Source organism: Orbaceae bacterium BiB (assembly GCA_036251205.1).
GTDB classification, from domain to species: domain Bacteria; phylum Pseudomonadota; class Gammaproteobacteria; order Enterobacterales; family Orbaceae; genus Orbus; species Orbus mooreae.
Window position 1 is genome coordinate 1878772 of record CP133958.1, and the last position, 24256, is coordinate 1903027.

Sequence of the window (24256 nt, forward strand, 5' to 3'; positions counted from 1 at the left end):
ACTTAATCTCTTACAGAGATTTTGCTTTCTCAATTACTTCGTCTATTGAACCAACCATGTAGAACGCTTGTTCAGGAAGATGATCGTAATCACCCTTCATGATGCCATTAAACGCACTAATGGTATCTTTCAACGATACATATTTACCTGGTGACCCAGTAAAGACTTCCGCAACGAAGAATGGTTGTGATAAGAAACGTTGAATTTTACGTGCACGAGCAACAATTAATTTATCATCTTCTGATAACTCATCCATCCCTAAAATTGCAATGATATCTTTTAGTTCTTGATAACGTTGTAAAATTGATTGTACTCCACGAGCACAGTCATAATGCTCTTGTCCAACAACTAATGGATCTAATTGACGGCTGGTTGAATCTAGTGGATCTACCGCTGGATAAATACCTAATGACGCAATTTGACGACTTAATACGATAGTTGCATCTAAGTGAGCAAATGTTGTTGCTGGTGATGGATCGGTTAAGTCATCGGCAGGAACATATACCGCTTGAATAGAGGTGATAGACCCTTTCTTCGTTGAAGTAATACGTTCTTGTAATAATCCCATCTCTTCTGCAAGTGTCGGTTGGTAACCTACTGCTGATGGCATACGACCTAACAATGCTGATACTTCAGTACCTGCTAGTGTATAACGATAAATATTATCGATAAATAACAGTACATCTTTACCTTCATCACGGAATTTTTCTGCAATGGTTAAACCAGTTAATGCAACGCGTAAACGGTTCCCTGGTGGCTCATTCATCTGTCCATAAACCAACGATACTTTATCAAGTACGTTAGAATCTTTCATTTCATGGTAGAAGTCATTACCCTCACGAGTACGTTCACCAACACCTGTAAATACAGAATAACCTGAATGCTCAATCGCAATATTACGGATTAACTCCATCATGTTAACTGTTTTACCAACACCGGCACCACCAAATAAACCAACTTTACCACCTTTAGCAAATGGACAGATTAAGTCGATAACTTTAATACCTGTTTCCAAAAGCTCTGTAGAGTTAGCTAATTCTTCATAAGTAGGTGCACTACGGTGAATACCCCAACGCTCTTTCTCGTTGATTGGACCCACTTTATCAATTGGTTCACCAAGCACGTTCATGATACGGCCTAATGTTTCAGTTCCAACTGGTACTTCAATACCGTGGCCAGTATTAACAACTGTTAATCCACGTCGAACGCCATCAGTAGAACCCATTGCGATACAACAAACGACACCACCACCTAATTGTTGCTGCACTTCCAGAACAAGCTTCTCAGCGCCAGTGTCTACCTCTAATGCGTCATAAATATTTGGTACCGCATTTTCAGGAAATTCGACATCAATAACTGCGCCAATGATCTGGACAATCTTTCCAGTAGCCATCTTAATTCCTCTATGTCTTTATAACTTAATATAACCGCTGATAGTCTTTAATCTATCAACGCGACTTAACGTTAACTCGAAACAGCTGATGCTCCAGACACGATATCAATCAACTCATTAGTGATTGCACCTTGTCGAGCTTTGTTATAGACAATTTGTAAATCATTAATTAGATTTGCACCATTATCTGTAGCTGCTTTCATTGCTACCATTCTTGCTGCCTGCTCACTTGCTAAGTTTTCAACAACAGCTTGATAAACCTGAGACTCAATATAACGTCGTAACATTACATCAAGTAATGCTTCAGCATCAGGTTCATAGATATAATCCCAAGCTTTATCTTGTAACTCGTTATCTTCTGATGGCGGCAGTGGAATTAACTGTTGTACTATTGGTTTTTGTGACATCGTATTGATAAATTTATTTGTCACAATATATAAACGATCGATTTCACCATTATCATACGCTTCCAACATCGTTTTAACCGGCCCAATCAAATTAGATAGAGAGGGTTCATCACCCATACCTGTTACTTGTGTCAGAATATTCGCTTTTACTGATGAAAAGAACGATACGCCTCTTGAACCAATTAATGCAACGTCAGACTCCACACCTTTAGCTTGCCAATCATTCATATCAGCTAGCACGGTTTTAAATAAATTAATATTTAAACCACCACATAAACCACGATCAGTTGAAATAATCAAGTAGCCTACACGTTTTACATCCCTAGTTTCTAAATAGGGATGTTTAACACTTGAATGAGCTAACGCTAAATGTCCAATTACTTTACGAATCAACTCTGCATAAGGACGACTTGCAGCCATTCTATCTTGCGTTTTACGCATTTTAGAATTAGCAACCATCTCCATCGCTTTAGTAATCTTTTGTGTACTTTGAATACTTGCGATTTTCGTTCTTATCTCTTTTGCATTAGCCATTTATCACCTCTTGTCACTTACACGAATTACCATGTTTGCGTTGATTTAAAGCTATCTAAGATATCTTTTAGCTGTTTCTCAACATCGTCATTGTAATTACCAGTGTCTGCAAGCTCTTTCATGAAATCAGCATATTGGCTATGTGCATAAGAAAGTAACGCAGCCTCAAAAGGCAACACTTTCTCAAGTACAACATCTTGTAAATAACCACGCTCTACGGCATATAAAACCAGAGCTTGTTCTGCAACAGTCATTGGTGAATACTGTTTCTGTTTTAACAGTTCAGTTACTTTCTCACCATGGCTTAATTGATTTCGAGTTGCTTCATCCAAGTCAGAGGCAAACTGAGAAAACGCCGCTAATTCACGATATTGTGCAAGTGCGGTACGAATACCACCTGACAATTTTTTCATTACTTTAGTTTGCGCAGCACCACCAACACGAGATACCGAGATACCAGGGTTAACCGCAGGACGAATACCTGAGTTAAATAAATTGGTTTCTAAGAAAATCTGACCATCAGTAATTGAAATTACGTTAGTTGGTACGAATGCTGATACGTCTCCAGCCTGAGTTTCAATAATTGGCAATGCCGTTAATGAACCCGTTTTACCTTTAACTTCACCCTTAGTGAACTCTTCAACATATTCAGCATTAACACGCGCTGCACGTTCAAGTAAACGTGAGTGTAAATAGAATACGTCACCAGGATAAGCTTCGCGTCCAGGTGGACGACGAAGTAATAATGAAATTTGACGATATGCGACAGCTTGTTTAGATAAATCATCATAAACAACAAGTGCATCTTGTCCGCGATCACGGAAATATTCACCCATTGCACAACCAGCATAAGGCGCTAAATATTGTAATGCCGCTGATTCTGATGCTGATGCAACAACAACGATAGTATTTTTTAATGCACCATGCTCTTCAAGCTTACGTACAACGTTAGCAATTGTTGATTGTTTTTGACCAATCGCTACGTAAATACATTTTACGCCTGAATGACGTTGGTTAATGATTGCATCGACAGCTAATGCTGTTTTACCTGTTTGACGGTCACCGATAATTAACTCACGTTGACCACGTCCAATTGGAATCATTGAGTCAACCGCTTTATAACCGGTTTGCATCGCCTGATCAACAGATTTTCTATCAATAACACCTGGTGCAACGACTTCAACAGGAGAGAATCCATCATGTTGAACTGCACCTTTACCATCAATTGGTTCACCTAATGTATTAATAACACGTCCAAGTAGGCCATCACCAACTGGTACTTGTAAAATACGACCGGTACATTGAACTTTCATCCCTTCGGCAAGATCTTCGAATGGACCCATTACTACCGCACCTACAGAATCGCGTTCTAAGTTAAGTGCCATTGCATAACGGTTGTTAGGTAATGCAATCATTTCACCTTGCATAACCTCAGTTAATCCATGAATACGAAGAATACCATCGCTTACCGAGATGATCGTCCCTTCGCTGTGAGCTTCACTCACAACATTGAACTGAGCAATTCGCTCTTTAATTAGTTCACTTATTTCAGTTGAATTTAGCTGCATTATCAGTCCCCTTAAGACTGTAGAGCGTCGCTTAAACGATTAAGCCGCCCTCTGATACTACTATCAATAACCATATCACCCGTACGAATAATAAACCCAGAAATAATCGACTTATCAATATGGCATTTCAGATTTACTTTTCGAGATAAACGTTGTTCGACGGCTGTAGAAATTTTACTAAGTTGTTCGGCGGTTAGCTCTACTGCTGAAATAACATCAACATCTGCAGCAGAGGCTTTTTCTAAACAGTACTGTTGAAAAAGCACAAACACTTCTGGCAATAAAGCGAGACGCTTATTTTCAGCCATGATCTTAATAAAATTAGCACTATATTCATCAAGCACATCTTTACAGATATTGATGAATAATTGTGCAATAGCATCGGGTTTCATATCGGATGTCAAAATACTTCTAATTTGCTCATCCTTACTGACTTCAGATGTTAATACCAACATCTTTTGCCAAGACTCAATACTATTATGCTCTACAGCAAAATCGAAAGCAGCTTTAGCATAAGGGCGAGCAATTGTAATTAAGTCAGCCATTGCTCAATACTCCTTATAGTTTAGCTACGAGTTTATCAATGATGTCGCTATTTGCGGCCTCATTAACAGTACGTTCAATAATTTTTTCTGCACCCGCAATTGCAAGTGTAGCAACTTGTTGTCTTAACTCTTCTCGAGCACGCTTACGTTCAGCTTCAACTTCTGCTAGACCTTGATTAACAATTCGCTCTCTTTCACGATTTGCTTCTTGTTGTGCCTCATCAAGAATAGCTGCTTTACGTTTATTCGCTTGCTCAATTATTGCATTAGCCTCAACCTTCGCTTGTTGCATAATTTCAGATGTATTTGCTTTGGCTAATTCCAAATCTTTTTTTGCTGCTTCTGCTGAATTTAAGCCATCTGCGATCTCTTTTTGGCGTTTTTCGATCGCACTCATAACTGGTGGCCATACAAACTTCATACAGAACCAAACAAACAATACAAATGTAATTGCTTGGCCGAGGAGTGTTGCATTCATATTCATGAGACAATTCCTCTTAATTCTTTATCTAACAATTATTAACCTGCAACCGCAAAAATAACGTATAAAGAGATACCAACACAAATCATTGGAATCGCATCAACAAGACCCATTACGATAAAGAATTGAGTACGTAACATAGGCATTAATTCTGGTTGACGCGCAGCGCCTTCTAAGAATTTACCACCTAAAATACCGATACCAATTGCCCCACCAATTGCAGCTAATCCCATCATAATACCTGCTGCGATAAATAACATTTCCATCATATTACTCCAAATTAAATTAACAAAAAATTTCGATTAGTGATCTTCAGTTGTCGCTGCCATTGATAAATAGACAATCGTCAACACCATAAAAATAAATGCTTGTAAAACAATAATTAAAATATGGAAAATAGCCCAAGGTAATGATAAGAACCATTGTGACCACCACGGTAATAACGCCGCGATCAGAATGAAAATTAACTCACCCGCATACATATTTCCAAATAATCGTAGACCTAAAGAAATAGGTTTTGCTAATAGACTCACCATTTCAAGAATAAAGTTAATTGGTGCAAATGCCCAGTGATTAAAAGGATGTAGTGTGTACTCTTTAACCGTGCCTTTTATTCCTTTAAACTTGAAGGTATAAATAATAATAAGCAAAAATACCCCTAAAGACATTGACATAGTAATATTAACATCAGCTGTCGGAACAACTCTTAAGTAAGGGATCCCTATTTGTTGTGCTACATAAGGAAGAAAATCAACAGGAATTAAATCCATGAAATTCATCAAAAAGATCCACATAAATACAGTCAATGCCAAAGGTCCAAGTAACTTATTTGAACCACTAGACATTCCTTTCACTGTGCTATCTACAAAGTCAAAAACCATTTCAATAGCACATTGTAACTTACCAGGAACGCCACTAGTAGCTTTACGCGCAACACAATAAAAAATGAGTAAAAAGACTAACCCTAGTACAATTGAGAAAAATAGTGAATCGATATTAAACGTCCAAAATCCTTCACCCACCTGCAAACTATGAAGATGGTGTTCAATGTACTTTTGTGGTGTCTCTGGAGAGGAGATTGCCATATTACCACTTACCCTTGATATAATAAAAAATAATTACTTATCCCAAATCTAGATAACTTATGAAAGGAATAAACAATCGTTCTAATAATTAGACCTTATATTTTAACCCCATTTACCCTAAGCAAGTCAACAACAGATTAATAAAAACCTAAATTAGCACACAAATCATCAAATTCTTTGATGATTTGGATAAATATTGTTCGCTAGAGATTGTTATTATTATAAAGTAAATAAATTGATTAGATAAGTTAAAAATTTAACGGTCTGTTAGCAAAAAACTTATCTGATCACCGTGTCCTTGCTCTGTTACAAAAACACCAACCGCTGTTATCAGTATTTCATTATAAAAAACAAGTGGAGTACGAGTACGCATCCATGGCGGAACACTTTTTTCTTGCCATATTTTTTTGATCGACCGCGACCCCTGTCGCCCAACAATACTCAACATGCCTTGAACATTAAAACGAATAGAGACCGATTCATGAGGCAGCGGTAACCGGCAATTATTTACAGATGCACTCATAATGGACAATTGTCCTACGCTATCAGGTAATATTAAGGTATTTTTGAGATCCCAATCAATGATAATAGACTGTAAATCTTGGTATTGTGGCAATAAATAAAGACGGTGCTGATAACGTCTAACTTGCCGATTAGCTAACATAAATAGCGGATTACTATCTTCCCTTGCTAATACGACAGTTTGCCAAATAATATCAAGCTGTTTGCGACTAGGCATGATTATTTGATGAAGCTTGAACCACATCCGCAATAAAGCATTACGCTTAGCGATAGATACACTCAACAATGGGGGAATGGATAGACTTTTCTGTTCATCAACCATTTGATGAAACGCATCAACAAGCAGCTCTTCAACCAATTGTTGCTGTTCCTGACAAAGTTCAGCACTTCTTGCTACCATTTGATTAAAATGAGGCCAGCGTTGATTTAAGAGTGGTAATACATGAAGGCGCAGAAAATTTCGGTCATAGTGATCATCTTGATTACTTTCATCTTCAATCCAAGCTAGCTCATAACTTTTGGCATATTGCTCAATTTGAGCGCGAGTAATAGTTAATAGTGGACGTAAGAGTGGAATATCGTTTAGGTCTGATATTTCAGCCATAGCAGATAACCCGGTTGGACCACTCCCTCGTTTTAACGCTAAGAAAAAAGTTTCACTTTGATCATCTAAATGCTGAGCGGTACATAATATAGTATCAGTAGCAAGATACTGACTCATTGCGCAATAACGTGCTTTTCTAGCTTGTTCCTCAATATTACCCAGCTCAAGATCTAAGGTAACTTTTTCAATAAGACAAGGAATTTGCCAATTTAAACATTGTTGCTGACAGTGGTTAGCCCAACTATCAGCATTTTGACTGATGCCATGATGAATATAAATCGCTCTAAGCTGTAAATCTGGCAGATATTGTTGCTTTATTATAGTTAATGCATGTAATAAAACGGTAGAATCCGCCCCACCACTATAAGCAACAAGTAAATCACGATGCGCACCTATTTTATTGCGCACAATATTTTGTACAGCTAATTGAATTGCCAGTTGTCTATCCATCTTTATTATACTAGAGATTGCAACGCTTTAATTTTATTTTTATGAAACTTAATACGATCTAAGCCCGCAGATAAATCAGCAATTAAATCATCTGGATCTTCAAGCCCAATATGGACACGAATTAATGTTCCTTCAAAATTAGCACCACTGATCGGCCTTATTTTAGCGATCTCTTCGGGTTGATGAGCTAAAATTAATGACTCAAAGCCACCCCAAGAATAAGCCATTGAAAATAATTGAAATTCATCTAAAAAATCAGCAAGCTGAACTTCTGAAAGACGCTCTGTTAACGTAAATGAAAATAGACCGCTATAGCCTAAAAAATCACGTCTAAAGAATTGGTATCCCTTACAACTAGAGAGTGCAGGATGATTAACTCGCTCAACTTTTGGATGTTTTGCTAACCATTTCGCCACTTTTAAGCTACTTTTTTGATGCTGCATTAAACGTACCGCTAATGTACGTAATCCTCTGGCTGTAACATATGCAGTATCAGCATCACACATTTGACCCATTAGATATGATCGCTCTCGCAACTGAGGCCAGCAACGTTCATTAGCAACGGCAGTACCTATCATCGCATCTGAATGACCAACTAAATATTTAGTACCCGCTTGGATAGAGATATCAATACCGAATTCAAGCGCTTTAAATAACACGCCGGCACCCCATGTATTATCAATCATAATGATAATGTCAGGATTTATTTTACGTGCAGCACTCACAATCGCTGGAATGTCGTGGATCTCCATGGTGATTGAACTCGGCGCCTCTAAAAATAGTACTTTGGTATTAGGTTGAATATATTTTGTAATATATCGGCCAATTAATGCTGGAAAATAGCTCGTCTCAATACCAAGATCCTTTAAGATATGCTCACAAAAGTCATGAGTTGGCTCATAAGCGCCCTCTGACAACAAAACATGATCACCCGCTTTCACGAAAGCTAAAATAGCATTAGTCACCGCGGCAGCACCACAAGGATAAAGGTAACAACCAGCACCACCTTCCAGTTCGCACATTGCATCTTGCAAGGAGAAATGAGTTAAAGTCCCTCGACGTCCATAATAAAGGGCACCTTGCGTACGGTTTTTAGCAGCCTCTTTTTTGGCCTCAACGGTCTCAAAAACAAGCGAGGAAGCACGTTGAATTACACTATTAACAGAACCCTGTGTATAGCGTTTTTTTCGCCCCGCACTAATTAATGTTGTCTGTGTTGCTTTAGGAAATTTCATGTTAGCTTCTCGCAAAATGAAGATTAAAGGGATCTATTCTCATAAATATATACTAAAATAATACTAATTAGCATAGCATGTTTTAAAACAACGCACCAAAATCTGTTAAAATAGAAAAAATTTTTTAATAATTGTAATCATGCGAAAAAATTTCGTTTTTATCCAATCTGCTAACTTAAATGATTTATCATATGAGGCATTACTCTCCTCGCCATTATTATCAGAGCAAGTTATTACACAAGCAGAAACTTTTGAACATAAAAGGCAAAAGCAATTTGTTGCTTGCCGCTATTTACTGGCTGAATTACTAAACGAATATTTTGATATTGCTCAGTTGCCTAAAATAAAAATCGGTGATAATAGCCGCCCTAAATTTGAAAAATCGAATCTACCGGATTTTAATATTAGTCATAGCGGTGATTTTATTACAGTTGCTATCAGCTCAGAAGGACTAGTGGGATTAGATATTGAGATAGATCGACCGCGTAAAAATATTCAAAAAATTGCAAAACAATTTTTTTCATCATCAGAAAACAGTTGGCTTAATCAACAATACGATCCTCTCGCCGCTTTCTGGAAACTTTGGACACTACGTGAATCAGCATTAAAAGTATATGCCAAAGGTGTTTGGCAAATGAAAGAAATGGCAATTACCATGCCACAACAAGATATTACAGCTACATTTGCAGACAGTTTTTATCCATATCATCAAAAATTAAGACAGCTGTATCTATCGGTTTGCTGTTCAGTTCCGATTCACAAGATAATGATTAATTAATAATTTCGTTAAAATCTTACTGTAAGATCTAATTCTAGTATAAAAATAGGGCTATTCAATAAAATATCGTGTGGTTCTAGCTAACTGTTCACAATAGAAAAATAAAGGGGAAATATCTCCATTCCCCAATTAAATGGCTATAATTGTAAAGCAACTAAGCTATCTACCATTAAAAACAAACAGCACCTTCTTCTGCCGAAGAGAGATTGTTACGGACAACACCAAATAATTCTCGACCAAATCCCTCATGAGATGGCGTTAAATCAATCTCATACGGTTTTCTTGCTGCTAACTCTTTTTCGTCAACTAACAATGTCATCTCGCCCGTTTTACCATTCACTAGAATCATATCGCCATCTTGTACTTTATTAAGTAATCCACCACAATATGCTTCAGGTGTAACATGGATTGCAGCTGGTACTTTACCTGAAGCTCCTGATAGACGACCATCAGTAAGTAAAGCAACTTTATAGCCACGATCTTGTAATACACCTAATGGTGTAATTAATTTATGTAATTCTGGCATACCGATCGCTCTTGGTCCTTGGAACCGGACAACAACAATACAGTCTTTATCTAATTTACCAGCTTTAAATTGAGCCTCAAGGTCATACTGACTATTAAATACAACAGCGGGAGCCTTAATAATTTGATGAGCAGGTTCGATTGCTGAAGTTTTCATTACAGCTCTGCCTAAATTACCAGACATGACTTTTAAACCACCATGAGAGCTAAACGGTTTATCAATTGAAGCTATCACATTATCATCTAATGATTTTAATGGTCCTTCGCGATAAACTAACTTACCATCTTCTAAGATAGGCTCTTTGGTATAGCGCGTTAATCCATGTCCAGCTACAGTTTCAACATCTTCGTGTAATAGTCCACCAGCAAGTAACTCACGTACCAGTACGGATGTACCACCCGCAGCTTGGAAATAGTTAATATCAGCTGGGCCATTTGGATAAATTTTACAAAGTAGAGGAACAACCTCAGATAAATCCGAGATATCATCCCAATTGATAATAATTCCAGCTGCTTTTGCCATCGCGACTAAATGCATCGTTAAATTCGTTGAGCCGCCCGTTGCAAGAAGAGCAACCAAACCATTAACGATCACTTTTTCATCAACCATTTTACCAACTGGCATAAAATTACCTGACTGTTCAGTTAAACGAGTAATTTGTCTTGCTGCAGCATTAGTTAATTCGAATCTAAGTGCCGTTTCTGGATGCACAAATGCAGCACCTGGTAAATGTAGTCCCATCAACTCAATCACCATTTGATTACTATTTGCGGTACCATAAAACGTACATGTACCACTCGTATGGTATGAAGCTGACTCCGATTCTAACAGATCTTCACGGGTCGCTTTACCTTCAGAGTAAAGTTGACGGATTTTAACTTTTTCTTTATTAGATAGTCCTGATGGCATAGGGCCTGCTGGTACAAATATCGCAGGTAAGTGACCAAACGTCATAGCACCGACAAATAAGCCCGGGACAATTTTGTCACAAATACCTAAATATAATGCGCCATCAAACATATTGTGCGAAAGAGCCACGGCAACAGACATTGCAATAATATCTCGGCTCATCAAAGAGAGCTCCATACCCGGTTCACCTTGAGTTACACCATCACACATCGCAGGTACACCACCAGCCATTTGACCAACAGCGCCTGTTTCACGTAATACCTTTTTAATTTGTTCGGGATAATATTCATAAGGACGGTGAGCAGACAACATATCATTATATGAACTGACAATACCGATATCACTTTTTAGTATATTTTTTAAATCATTTTTATCAGCACTGCAACAAGCGGCAAAACCATGAGCTAAATTACTACAAGGTAAACTTGCTCTATTCACTTTTTTAGACATAGCATGTTCAATTTTTTGCAAATAGGCTGCTCGAGTCTTTTTAGAACGTTCAATAATTCGCTGAGTTACAGCTTGTACAGTATTATTCATTAATAACCTCTTAAACTTTTTACAGTTTTACTTTAAAACAAGATATTTAATTCTTGATAAATTATGACTCTTTAACCTTTACACACATTACGAATAATTGCTTCAGTATCCGCAATTACTTTTTCTAATGGCTGCTCGATATTGACCACAAAGACATCTTTTTCATCTGCAGAAGGCTCTTCCAAAGAATCAAACTGTGACTGTAACATCCCCGTTTTTTGATAATGTCCTTGTCGTTTCTGTAACCGTTCTTGAATGACGTCAAAACTTCCTTTTAAATAAATGAAGTGGACGTTATCATTTTCACCACGAATAATATCACGATATTTATGTTTTAATGCGGAACAGATAATAATTGACACTGGATTAACATTACTCATTGCAAATGCAGCATCACTAATCAATTTTAGCCAAGGCATACGGTCTTCGTCATTAAGAGGGACGCCACTGCGCATTTTTAAAATATTCGCTTTCGGATGTAAAAAATCACCATCTAAAAAAACAGCATCAAGATCATAAGCAGCTTGTTTAGCGACAGCAGATTTGCCACTTCCCGAAACACCCATTAAGATAAAAACATGTTTATTGTTCTTTTCCATAAAATTAGTCCTTCTAAAGTTTGCTTGTTACGGGTAACATTTTTAGCTATTATAGTACCGGAATTCAACTTATAAAAGTAAAATTTGTGACAAACATCACATTATGAATACAAAAAAGGACTATAAACTTTCGCCATCCAAGTACTTAACGGGCAAATCAATTATTTTATTTGTAACAGATTCACCATCAATCCGCTTTAGTAATAACTCTGCAGCAACTCGCCCCATTTCAATCCTTGGTGTTAAAATTGATGCAAGTTTTGGGGAAATGGCTTGACCGACATCATGACCATGGAAACCAACAATCGCTATCTTTTTTGGAACATCTATTTTTAAACGTTGACACTCAAATAGTGTTCCCAATGCTAAATCATCATTGGTACAAAAAACACCATCAATATTAGGATGTGTTATTAACGCTTGCTGTAATAGTTTGGCACCTAGTGAGTAAGAAGATGCTTCCTTAGTACCAATAGTATAGGGAATGAGTCCGGCTTCTAACATTGCTTCTTCATAGGCTTTTTGACGAAGAATACTTCGGTCATCTTGGCGAGCACTAAAATAGATAATATGTTTGCGACCTTTTTCAATCATTCTGTGCATCATTTTTTTAGTAACAGAAAAATTATCAAAACCAACCGCCATGTCAAAACAAGGTGTAGCACTATCCATAATCTCTACAACAGGTACATGAGCAATTTCAAGCATTTTTAATGTGGCAGGACTATGCGTTCGCTCCGTTAAAATTAAGCCATCAATATTATAACCAAGCAGCGATCGTAACCGCATCTCTTCTTTACTTTGGTTATATCCAGTATGGGCAATCATGGTTTGATATCCTCTCGCATCGGTAATCATCTCAATGCCTTTTAGAACATCAGCGAAAACTTGATTGGTTAAAGAGGGTAAAACAACACCAATCGCATAACTTTTGGCATTAGAGAGCATATCTGGCGCTTTATTTGGGATATAGCCAAGTTTATCAATGGCTGCAGATATTTTGGCTTGTAACGTTGTCGATACTAAATTAGCATCTCGCAAAAATCGACTTACAGTCATTTTGCTGACACCAGCAAGATTTGCGATCTCAATTAAACCGGGTCGACGTTTTTTATTCATATTATAGGTTCTCTTGTGGTAAACGAGGCTGCCAGTCAATCGGTTGTTTACCCTGAGATATGATAAATTCATTCGCTTTAGAGAAATGTTTACAACCAAAAAAACCGCGATGAGCAGATAATGGCGAAGGATGAACCGCCGTTAAAACGTGGTGTTTTTGTCGATCAATAAACTGACCTTTTTTTTGTGCAGGAGAGCCCCACAATAAAAAGACGACGCCGGTTAAATTCTGGTTAATGGTTTCAATCACCGTATCAGTAAAGGTTTCCCAGCCTATTTTAGCATGCGAATGTGCCTGACCATTTTCAACCGTTAATACATTATTGAGTAATAACACCCCTTGTTCAGCCCAATAACCTAAATAACCATACTTAGGAATTTCAAACCCAGCAATATCAGTTGCGAGCTCTTTATACATATTTAATAAAGAAGGTGGTGTCTTCACACCTGGTAACACTGAAAAAGAGAGACCATGAGCTTGATTTGGGCCATGATAGGGATCTTGACCTAAAATCACAACTTTAATATCAGCAAAAGGTGTATAACGAAATGCATTAAAAACATCATGCTGTGGAGGATAGATAATTTTTCCACGACTACGTTCATTATCAACATATTGTAATATTTGCTTAAAGTAATCTTTCTCTTTTTCACAACCAATTACATCATGCCAAGTTAGCTGCTCTGCCATAATCTATGCCACACCTTATTACAATAATAATTTACACGCTACAATTTGTAGATAATTATACCGAAAAACAACAATAATAATAACTGTTATAAATAGATAAAGAAGATTGAATATCGGTTTGATTGGTTAAAAAGGAAACAATTATCGTACTAATAGTTTTTTTTGATTTAAATCAAATTTTAAAGCTGATATAATATCATTAGATTTATTAGGGTAATTAAACCCAATTAGGAGGATTAAAAAATGATTACAGGTATCCAAATTACTAAAGCAGATAACAGCGCTCTTTTAAATTCTTTTTGGCTATTAGATGACGCAACAAATGAAGCACGTTGTGTAGCAGCAAAATCTGAATACAAAGAAGATCAAGTTGTTGCAACTAAAGATCTTGGTCACTTCGAATATCGTGAAATTCCATTAGATGTAGCACCAACAGTTAAAGTTGAAGGTGGTCAACATTTAAATGTTAACGTATTACGTCGTGAAACATTAGAAGATGCAGTTAAACACCCAGAAAATTATCCACAATTAACTATTCGTGTTTCTGGTTATGCAGTTCGTTTTAACTCATTAACAGCTGAACAACAACGCGATGTTATCGCTCGTACATTTACAACTAATATGTAATTCTGTACTGATTAAAAAAAGCCCGTATATTACGGGCTTTTTTATTATCTACAATATCCTCTCATTGAATAATTTTATCCTTATATTCTCTTTAATCTAACACGATTCAATTTCAATCATTTACCTCATAGCTCATATTTTCTAGAAATATCTATATTAAAAACACGATGTAACCGATTACATAAATGATAACTAGATCACTCTTTTAAAATCTAATTAATGATATTATCCATCCTGTTAAAATGAAATAGAGCTAGATGTAATCGTTTACTTTATCAAAAGCCTTAATCTGTTAGACTATTAATAAAAGGATACATTGCATGAATACCAAAAAATATTCCGTACTAAACAATCAAAACTATTGGATTTTTAGTGCTTATTTCTTTTTTTACTTCTTTATTATGGGTGCCTATTTTCCTTTTTTCCCTGTTTGGTTAAAAATGAATGGCCTCAATCAAGAAGATACTGGACTGGTATTTTCATTCATATCAATGTTTGCCTTAATATTCCAACCCATTTTTGGATTAATTTCAGATAAATTAGGACTTAGGAAAAATTTACTCTGGATTGTAACCACGCTTTTAGTATTTTTTGGACCTTTCTTTATTTTTATTCTAGGACCACTTTTACAAATCAATATATTGCTAGGTTCAATTATCGGGGGCTTTTATCTTGGTATGGTATTTAATGGAGGAGCTCCTGCAATTGAAGCTTATGTTGATAAAATAAGTCGACGTAGTGGCTTTGAATTTGGACGAGCTCGAATGTTTGGTTGCTTTGGTTGGGCTATTTGTGCCTCATTTGTTGGCCTGATGATCTCTAAAAATATTAATCTGGTTTTTTGGCTATGTTCAGGTTTTGCCCTTTTATTATTAATCTTAGTTAAATTTGCAAATCCACTAAAAACCCCAACCACTAATGTCATAGATCAAATGGGCCTAAATAAAGAACAACCATTTAAAATGGCTTTAGTCGTTGAACTATTAAAAATGCCAAAAATTTGGTTTTTCATGTTATATGTTATTGGCGTTGCTTGTACCTATGATGTGTTTGATCAGCAATTTGCCAACTTCTTTACCAGCTTTTTTACCTCTGAAGAATCAGGTCGTGAAGCTTTTGGCTATGTAACAACATTAGGCGAACTACTCAATGCGGCAGTTATGTTTATCGCCCCAGTCATTGTCTTTAAAATTGGCAGTAAAAATGCGCTATTACTTGCCGGTTTAATTATGTCTATTCGTATTACCGGCTCGGCTTTTGCAACAACGCCTTTTGAAGTCATTATCCTAAAAACATTACACATGTTTGAAGCGCCAATTCTTATTGTTAGTGCGTTTAAATATATTGCCCAACATTTTCCAGCACGACTATCAGCAACAGTATATTTAGTCGCTTTCTGTTTTGCGAAACAAGTATCGATTATGATTATGTCTTCAGTAGCCGGTAAAATGTATACATCAATGGGCTATCATGGCGCTTATTTAGTGCTTGGTAGCATCGCCTTTATCTTTACCTTAATTTCATTATTTACACTGTCAGGACGTAGTCTACGTTCGGTTTTTTGCTCAAAAAATCAGAATATAAAAAATACCAATCCTGATGAATTCAACGAAATACAAGCTCATCGAGATATTATAGAGAATGAGAAATAAGATTGTAATGTAATATTCCATCAAAAAATAACCACCTAATGGTGGTTATTTTTTTATTTATGATAAAACAAAGAGTGCTTTTTTCATTTATACATCGGTCTAACGTTTTATGACTAACTGATAAACATAATGTTTTCTATTTAATAAAAACTCAGTATGAACATTTGGCGTCCATGAATCATCACCACCAATCCCCATATGATATGCATCAATACTGACATAAGCGCCAGGCTCTTTCACTAACAAGTGACGATGAGTTGATTGTGTTAGTTGCTGAGTTCCAAACTGGTTAATATTGAACTGCATATCACCAGTAATATGCCAATCATTAAAGCCTAATTGGCTAACATTACAACGTAGACCATTCTCACATGGATAAATATACGGAGTGTACATTTCAGCTAATGGTAGCTGCCAATCACCATACATAGCTGAAGATTGACGATCTGGATAATTTTCATGTGGGCCCAAACCCAGCCAATTTACCGATGCTGGAGTCTGTTCAACTTGATAAACTAAACCAATTCTACCAGGTGCTGGCATGTTATCGGCAATATCAACATTAACCGATAGCTCTAAAGTACCATTACCAATAAAGCGTTTCAACCAACGGGTTTGTAGTACTTGCTGGTTTTTAACATAATAACCATGAATCGATTCCACGATGACACAATTATCAACAGCATAAGCCTTCAGCTGAATACATCGATGTTCTAAATCATAATAGCCGGCAGCTTTCCATTGTTCAACCCAAGCAAATGGATTGTTATTACTATCAAAATCGCCACTAATACCAATATCATTATCAATTGGTGCACGCACAAACTGATCAGTTATTGCAGATAAGAGAGATCTTTTTCCTTGTTTCCACCATTGAACAATCCACCCCGTTTTTTTATCTATTTGCCAACGGTGATCTGAGCTTTCAACCATATAACAATCATTTTGTTCACTTAATGAGAGAGTATTCTTTGTACAATCGGTAAATTGTTGAGTCGCTAAAAATGCTCGACGTAGTGGCCACTGCTCCCAAGCAACGATATGATCAGCACTAGACCAATTTGTCTTAGCAACTTGTGTTACTTTAACATTAAGATATAAGTGTCCTTCTGGTAACGCTGAAGGCAAAGAATCTAATAACGTTAATATTGTCGAACCACCGGCATCAATTTCTAATTTAATCTGATTTTCAGAAATTGTTTTACCATCAACTTGTAAATTCCAGCATAAAACTTCATTATCAGTTTGACGAAATAGATATTCGCTATTAATTTTAATCGTTAATGGCTGTTGGCTTAACAATTCAAACTGAAAAGGTTGTTGTACTTTTTTAACTTCAATCAAGCTAGGATGAGGCTGTCGATCAGGAAAAACTAAGCCATCTAAGCAAAATTGTCGATCGTGATATGCTTCACCAAAATCACCACCATAAGCCCAATAATCTTTTCCATCATCGGTCTTACAACGAATACCATGATCAGCCCATTCCCAAATGAAACCACCTTGTAAACGTGGATATTGACGAAAAGCCTGCCAATATTTATAGAACCCACCTAAGCTATTTCCCATCGCATGAGCGTATTCACAGAGAATTAATGGTCGATGCTCATCTGGTAAACTAATCCATTTTTTAATAGACCATTTTGGTACATTCGGATGCAATTGATCTTCATCAACTCGGGCATACATTGGGCAAATAATATCGGTTGCAGCTGTATTTGCGCCGCCACCTTCATACTGAACTGGTCTGGTTGGGTCATTGGATTTTATCCAAGCATATAGAGCATCATGAGTCGCGCCATGACCCGATTCATTACCTAGAGACCAAATGATAATTGAGGCATGATTTCTATCTCGTTGAACCATACGCGTGACTCTTTCACTGTAAGCGGAAAACCAGAGTGGATCATCAGATAATCGAGACATTGGGAACATACCATGAGACTCAATATTGGCTTCATCAACAACATATAAACCATACTCATCACACAAATCATACCACATTGGATTATTTGGATAATGGCTACAACGTACGGCATTAAAATTGTGCTGTTTAATCAGCTTAATATCGTGCAACATGGCTTCTTTAGTTACCGCATAACCTTGATCAGGGTAGAATTCATGACGGTTAGTTCCTTTAATTAATAAAGGCTTACCATTTAACATCAACTGTCCATGCTTAATTTCTACTTGTCGGAAACCAACATTGTAGGCTTCAGACTCTATTTCAATATTATTACTTTTTAAGGTAATAACTAAACGGTATAAATTGGGGGTTTCAGCACTCCATAATTTTGGCGATGAAACGGGCAATTTGCACATCATCCGATCGTGATATGCCCCTTTTTCATCAATTAACTCCGTACCTAACTTCTGTTCATGATTAGCAACTAAACGAGTGCCATTCCATAAGCCTAATTGAACGGTTAAATCATCATAATTATGTTGATGAGTAACATCGACTAAGACATCTAAAACTGCATTATGATAGCAAGCATCAAGTAACGTTTTTACCTGTACATCACGTAAATAACTTTGTGGTTTACTTAATAAAGAGATACCCCGAAATATGCCACTTAAACGCCACATGTCTTGATCTTCGAGATAACTTCCATCACACCATTTAAAGACCATAATAGCGATACGATTACGACCCACTTGTAAATAAGGGGTTAAATCAAATTCGGCAGCTAAACGACTATCTTGAGAATAGCCAACCCAGTGGCCATTACACCACAGATGAAATGCACTACTCACACCATCAATAACAATGCGAGGACTCCCCATCTTTAACCACTGCTCAGTAATGTCGATATATTTAGAGTAACAACCAGTAGGGTTATCGTCGGGAACATAAGGTGGATTATATGGGAAAGGGTAACGAATATTAGTGTATACAGGAGTATCATAACCATGAAACTGCCAGTTTGAAGGAACAGGAATTGTCGTTTGTGATAACTCTTTATGAAGCCAATCTTCTGGTACATCAAGTGGTTTATCAAAATAACTAAAAAACCACTCACCATTTAAATCAATCATACTTTCGGATGGTTGATTTAATTCAGCTAATTGTTGCTTACGCCAACTATGAAATGGTGGATGAGATGGTAATCTATTGAGACTAAGAATCGATAGATTATTCCAATCTTTTCTCGAGATAATTTCACCTAAGGTATTTGTTGTTAAATCAAGCATGATATCTCCCTAATAAATAGCTAGTTGCTTGCTTCATTATAAACAAATAGCGATTTATTAAAGTGACCAAGTTAACATTTATGTAAACGTATACATTTATTTTCTAAAAAGAGTTAAGCGCATTTTTATTTTGTATTTTGAATACCGATTTCAATACTTAAAAATACTAATATAACATTTGAACTGAATAACGTTTTACTAACGTTGGAACAAAAAGATTGACAATATTATCTGGTGGTGCGCCATGTTTTGCTAATGCCAATGCTAATTGTGCAGCCTGTTGAGCCATCGATTGTAATGGATAACGAATAGTCGTCAATTTAGGATGCAGATAACGAGCTAATAATAAATCATCAAAACCAATAATAGAAACGCCAGCTGGAATTTTAATATCATTTTCATATAAAACAGACATAGCACCTGCAGCCATGGAGTCATTGTAGCAAGCGATTGCTGTTAACTGACAATTTCTTTCGAGTAAAGTCATCATTGCATATTCACCACCTTGTTCATTTGGTGAACCGTAAGCAATATTTCGTTGATTAAAATTAATATTGTTTTCAATCAGTGCATCTTCATAACCTTTTAAACGATCAGATGCATCAGAGATATAATGATTTGAACATAGATAGCCAATTTGCTGGTGACCATTATGAATGAGATGGCGTATTGCTAATAAAGAACCATAATAATCATCTAATGCAATACAACGAGATTCATATTGGGGAACAATACGATTAATTAATACCATGCCAGGTACTTGCTCCATTAATCGAATTAGCTCTTCATCTTTTAACATTTTGGCATGAACAACTAGGGCAGAGCATCGATGTTCAATCATCTGTGCAATAGCATTACGTTCCTGCTGCTCATCATGATAACTGTTACCGATTAAAAGAAAATTATTAGTTTGATAAGCAACTTTTTCAACGGCACTCACCATTGCGCCAAAAAAGGGATCCGATACATCACCAACAACAATACCAATAGTATTCGTGACTTGCTGTGATAATGCTCGAGCATTAGCATCAGGATAATAATTTAGAGCAAGCATCGCTTTTTCAACTGTTTCACGCGTACTGCTACTCACATTATTAGCATGATTAATCACACGAGACACGGTGGCTACAGAAACATTTGCAATCCTTGCGACATCCTTTATTGTTGCCATAAATAATTATCTCATCAGTTATTCATCTGCTTATTAATGATTATAGTGTTATTCATTATCAAATAAAAATCAAATCTATTATGTCTAACATAAAGCGTTATCGATATCTTAAAGAATAATGTAACGATAAAAAATTGTAGATATAGGAAGGGATAAATTACAAAAGAATATAGAAAGAAATTATCCCTTATACCTAAGGATAACTCAGGAATAAGGGATAATGTTTTAAATGACTTAACTAACCAAAAAATTTCTTCACTTTATCAAAAAAATTCTTCTCTTTTGGGCTATGCTTTGATGCTTTATCACCAACTAAGCTTTCCCCAAACTCTTTTAGTAACTCTTTTTGCTTACTTGTTAAATTAACCGGTGTTTCAACAACAGTATGGCAATATAAATCACCCATTGTTGCGCCTCTAAGAGATTTTACACCTTTACCTTTCAGTCTAAATACTTTGCCTGTTTGAGTTTCAGCTGGAATAGTTAAGCTAACTTTGCCGCTTAGTGTTGGAACTTGGACTTCACCACCAAGGGAAGCTAATACAATATTAATTGGAATTTCGCAATGCAAATTGACACCATCACGTTCAAAAATAGCATGCTGTCTTACCTGAACCTGAACATAAAGATCACCAGATGGCGCACCATTTTTACCCGCTTCACCTTCACCAGACAAACGAATTCTGTTACCAGTATCAACGCCAGCAGGGATAGTAACTGATAAGGTTTTTGTTTTCTGCACACGGCCTTCACCATGACATTTCTTACATGGATTTTTAATTATTTTTCCACGGCCATGACATGTTGGACACTCTTGCTGTACTGCAAAAAAGCCTTGGCGCATTTGTACAACACCACTGCCATGACAGGTATCACAAGTTTTAATATCCGACGCATTTTCAGCACCTTTACCATGACAAGCATCACATTCAACTGCTGTTGGTACTTTAATTTCTTTTGAAACGCCAGTAGCGGCTTCCTCAAGTGTAAGCGTGATATTATATTGTAAATCATTTCCTCTTGATGCTGATTGACCACGACTTCGACCACCACCAAAGAACTCACCAAAAATATCACCAAAAGCATCGCCAAAATCAGCTCCACCACCGAAACCTCCGCCGCCAAAGCCGCCATGCCCGCCCCCCTGTTCAAATGCTGCATGACCATATTGGTCGTAGGCTGCTTTCTTCTGTGAGTCGGTTAGAATTTCATAAGCTTCTTTAACTTCTTTAAATTTAGCTTCTGCTTCAGTTTTATTATCCTGATTTTTATCAGGATGATATTTCATGGCAAGGCGTTTATAAGCTTTCTTAATCTCTCGCTCATCAGCATCTTTACTGACACCTAAAACCTCATAATAATCTTTCTTTGCCATAATAATCCTTTAATTTTATTAAACTTATCTACAAGATAATTTAGTGTTTATAGTGAGTTTAGTTATTTTTAGGCTCATAGCCTAAAGCACTAAATTTAATAGTGCTACATTAATAGCACTATTCATATTCAATAAATAAAATAAATTTAAACTCTTTTTTTAAAAACACTAAACGGGCTTGAGTTACCCCTTGCCCGTTTTTATGATTTACCTAATCAGCTATCAGAGATAACTTTTAGACAATAGCGCATTATTATTTATTGTCATCAACTTCTTTAAAATCAGCATCAACAACGTCATCTTCTGCTTTAGCACTGCTATTTCCTGCATCACTAGTCTGTTGACCACCAGCTTGTTGTTGAGCCATCTCTAATAATTTTTTCGATGCTTCAACTAATGCTTGAATTTTAGCTTCAATATCCGCTTTGTCTTCACCACGAGCTGCGATTTCTAACGCATTTACCGCTTCTTCAATCGCTTTTTTATCATCAGCAGGTAATTGATCGCCAGCTTCAGATACTTGTTTACGTGTTGAGTGAACAAGGTGATCCGCTTGGTTACGAATTTGTGCTAACTCTTCAAACTTACGATCTGCTTCAGCATTCACTTCTGCATCACGAACCATTTTTTGAATCTCTTCTTCACTTAAACCAGAAGAGGCTTTAATGGTAATGTTTTGCTCACGACCCGTATTTTTATCTTTTGCTGATACATGTAAAATACCATCAGCATCAATATCAAATGTTACTTCAATTTGTGGTGTACCACGTGGTGCCGGTTGAATACCATCAAGATTAAACTGACCTAATGATTTATTATCACTCGCACGTTTACGCTCACCTTGTAACACATGTATTGTTACTGCAGATTGGTTATCATCCGCGGTTGAGAATACTTGACTATGTTTAGTTGGAATAGTGGTGTTTTTCTCGATTAACGGAGTCATCACACTACCCATGGTTTCAATACCTAATGATAATGGTGTTACATCAAGTAATAATACATCTTTAACATCACCGCCAAGTACACCACCTTGAACTGCCGCACCAACTGCTACTGCTTCATCAGGGTTAACATCTTTACGTGGTTCTTTACCAAAGAAGTCTGCAACAACTTTTTGAACCATCGGCATACGAGTCTGACCACCAACTAAAATCACATCTTGGATATCAGAAACTGATAAGCCAGCATCTTTTAACGCAGTTTTTACCGGATCCATTGAACGTTTAACTAAATCTTCAACTAAAGATTCTAATTTAGCTCGTGTCACTTTAATATTTAAGTGTTTTGGACCAGTTGCATCAGCAGTGATATACGGTAAATTGATATCAGTTTGTTGTGCTGATGATAATTCAATTTTGGCTTTTTCAGCCGCTTCTTTTAAACGTTGCATCGCTAATGGATCATTTTTAAGATCGAAACCTTGCTCACGTTTAAATTCTTCAACTAAATAGTTGATTAGACGTGAATCGAAATCTTCACCACCTAAATGAGTATCACCATTTGTTGCTAATACTTCAAATGTTTTTTCACCATCAACATCATCAATTTCGATAATAGAGATATCAAATGTACCACCACCTAAGTCATAAACAGCAATAGTACGGTTACCAACATCTTTATCTAAACCATAAGCAAGCGCAGCTGCTGTTGGTTCATTAATAATACGTTTAACTTCTAGACCAGCAATACGACCAGCATCTTTTGTTGCTTGACGCTGAGCATCGTTAAAGTAAGCCGGTACTGTAATTACCGCTTCAGTTACCGCTTCACCAAGATAATCTTCTGCTGTTTTTTTCATTTTCTTTAATACTTCAGCTGAAATTTGTGGTGGAGCAATTTTTTGGCCTTTAATATCAACCCAAGCATCACCATTATCTGCTTTAACAATTTTGTAAGGCATGATGCTTACATCACGTTGAACTTCAGCATCTTCATAACGACGACCAATTAAACGTTTAATAGCAAATAATGTATTTTGTGGATTAGTTACAGCCTGACGTTTAGCTGGTTGACCAACTAAAATTTCACCATCTTGAGTATAAGCAATAATCGATGGGGTTGTGCGATCACCTTCAGCATTTTCTAATACTTTAGCCTGACCATTATCCATTACTGCAACACATGAATTTGTTGTACCTAAATCAATACCAATAATTTTACCCATAATAATCTTCTCCTAGAAACCTGTATTTTATTTCTTGTATATAGGTCTTAAATATTTTTTTTCAAGCCCTCAATATTTACAAG

The 24256-nt window shown here is 36.5% G+C and carries 19 protein-coding genes and 1 pseudogene; 3 read left to right on the top strand and 17 right to left on the bottom strand.

Annotated elements, in window-relative coordinates:
• Positions 1 to 10: 10 nt before the first annotated feature.
• The 9 genes from atpD to metC form a co-directional block, all read right to left on the bottom strand.
• Positions 11 to 1393, bottom strand: coding sequence for a F0F1 ATP synthase subunit beta (gene atpD / locus RHO11_08815; protein ID WVD60597.1), 1383 nt, complete (start codon positions 1391 to 1393; stop codon positions 11 to 13).
• Between the two features lie 71 nt (positions 1394 to 1464).
• Positions 1465 to 2334, bottom strand: a complete 870-nt coding sequence (gene atpG / locus RHO11_08820) for a F0F1 ATP synthase subunit gamma (protein WVD60598.1) — start codon at positions 2332 to 2334, stop codon at positions 1465 to 1467.
• 26 nt (positions 2335 to 2360) lie between these two features.
• Positions 2361 to 3905 (bottom strand): F0F1 ATP synthase subunit alpha, encoded by a 1545-nt coding sequence (atpA, locus tag RHO11_08825; GenBank protein ID WVD62875.1) that lies wholly within the window; start codon positions 3903 to 3905, stop codon positions 2361 to 2363.
• Positions 3906 to 3913: 8 nt separating this feature from the next.
• Positions 3914 to 4447, bottom strand: a complete 534-nt coding sequence (atpH, locus tag RHO11_08830) for a F0F1 ATP synthase subunit delta (protein WVD60599.1) — start codon at positions 4445 to 4447, stop codon at positions 3914 to 3916.
• A gap of 13 nt (positions 4448 to 4460) precedes the next feature.
• Entirely contained in the window at positions 4461 to 4931 is a 471-nt protein-coding gene (atpF, locus tag RHO11_08835; GenBank protein WVD60600.1) for a F0F1 ATP synthase subunit B, read from the bottom strand.
• 35 nt (positions 4932 to 4966) lie between these two features.
• Positions 4967 to 5197 (bottom strand): F0F1 ATP synthase subunit C, encoded by a 231-nt coding sequence (gene atpE / locus RHO11_08840; protein WVD60601.1) that lies wholly within the window; start codon positions 5195 to 5197, stop codon positions 4967 to 4969.
• A 33-nt stretch (positions 5198 to 5230) separates the two neighbouring features.
• Positions 5231 to 6013, bottom strand: coding sequence for a F0F1 ATP synthase subunit A (gene atpB, locus RHO11_08845; protein ID WVD60602.1), 783 nt, complete (start codon positions 6011 to 6013; stop codon positions 5231 to 5233).
• A 256-nt stretch (positions 6014 to 6269) separates the two neighbouring features.
• Positions 6270 to 7589, bottom strand: coding sequence for a tRNA lysidine(34) synthetase TilS (tilS, locus tag RHO11_08850; GenBank protein ID WVD60603.1), 1320 nt, complete (start codon positions 7587 to 7589; stop codon positions 6270 to 6272).
• A gap of 5 nt (positions 7590 to 7594) precedes the next feature.
• Positions 7595 to 8824: a cystathionine beta-lyase gene (gene metC / locus RHO11_08855; GenBank protein WVD60604.1), complete on the bottom strand. Its 1230-nt coding sequence runs from the start codon at positions 8822 to 8824 to the stop codon at positions 7595 to 7597.
• A 139-nt stretch (positions 8825 to 8963) separates the two neighbouring features.
• Between metC and RHO11_08860 the strand changes: the two genes are divergently transcribed.
• A complete protein-coding gene (locus RHO11_08860) occupies positions 8964 to 9602 on the top strand; it encodes a 4'-phosphopantetheinyl transferase superfamily protein (protein WVD60605.1) in 639 nt (212 codons plus the stop codon).
• A gap of 169 nt (positions 9603 to 9771) precedes the next feature.
• Here the strand turns inward: RHO11_08860 and edd are convergent, their stop codons facing one another.
• The 4 genes from edd to ung all read right to left on the bottom strand — a co-directional run bounded on the left by edd (position 9772) and on the right by ung (position 13986).
• Positions 9772 to 11577, bottom strand: coding sequence for a phosphogluconate dehydratase (gene edd, locus RHO11_08865; protein WVD60606.1), 1806 nt, complete (start codon positions 11575 to 11577; stop codon positions 9772 to 9774).
• Positions 11578 to 11648: 71 nt separating this feature from the next.
• Positions 11649 to 12176 (bottom strand): gluconokinase, GntK/IdnK-type, encoded by a 528-nt coding sequence (locus RHO11_08870; GenBank protein ID WVD60607.1) that lies wholly within the window; start codon positions 12174 to 12176, stop codon positions 11649 to 11651.
• 120 nt (positions 12177 to 12296) lie between these two features.
• Positions 12297 to 13295, bottom strand: a complete 999-nt coding sequence (gene gntR, locus RHO11_08875) for a gluconate operon transcriptional repressor GntR (protein ID WVD60608.1) — start codon at positions 13293 to 13295, stop codon at positions 12297 to 12299.
• 1 nt (position 13296) lies between these two features.
• The gene (gene ung / locus RHO11_08880; protein WVD60609.1) at positions 13297 to 13986 is read right to left on the bottom strand and encodes a uracil-DNA glycosylase; all 690 of its coding nucleotides are present in this window, start codon (positions 13984 to 13986) and stop codon (positions 13297 to 13299) included.
• A 243-nt stretch (positions 13987 to 14229) separates the two neighbouring features.
• On the opposite strand from ung, the gene grcA reads away from it, so the two are divergent.
• Together grcA and RHO11_08890 are read left to right on the top strand one after the other, a co-directional pair.
• A complete protein-coding gene (grcA, locus tag RHO11_08885; GenBank protein WVD60610.1) occupies positions 14230 to 14613 on the top strand; it encodes an autonomous glycyl radical cofactor GrcA in 384 nt (127 codons plus the stop codon).
• 320 nt (positions 14614 to 14933) lie between these two features.
• Positions 14934 to 16160, top strand: a pseudogene (locus RHO11_08890) (MFS transporter).
• 204 nt (positions 16161 to 16364) lie between these two features.
• Here RHO11_08890 and RHO11_08895 read toward each other — a convergent pair.
• The 4 genes from RHO11_08895 to dnaK form a co-directional block, all read right to left on the bottom strand.
• Positions 16365 to 19460 (bottom strand): beta-galactosidase, encoded by a 3096-nt coding sequence (locus RHO11_08895; GenBank protein ID WVD60611.1) that lies wholly within the window; start codon positions 19458 to 19460, stop codon positions 16365 to 16367.
• A 166-nt stretch (positions 19461 to 19626) separates the two neighbouring features.
• Positions 19627 to 20631, bottom strand: coding sequence for a substrate-binding domain-containing protein (locus RHO11_08900; GenBank protein WVD60612.1), 1005 nt, complete (start codon positions 20629 to 20631; stop codon positions 19627 to 19629).
• Positions 20632 to 20869: 238 nt separating this feature from the next.
• Complete coding sequence (gene dnaJ / locus RHO11_08905; GenBank protein ID WVD60613.1) at positions 20870 to 22006, bottom strand: molecular chaperone DnaJ; 1137 nt, start codon at positions 22004 to 22006, stop codon at positions 20870 to 20872.
• 253 nt (positions 22007 to 22259) lie between these two features.
• On the bottom strand, positions 22260 to 24173 hold the full coding sequence (gene dnaK / locus RHO11_08910) for a molecular chaperone DnaK (GenBank protein WVD60614.1): 1914 nt from the start codon (positions 24171 to 24173) through the stop codon (positions 22260 to 22262).
• Between the last annotated feature and the right edge of the window lie 83 nt (positions 24174 to 24256).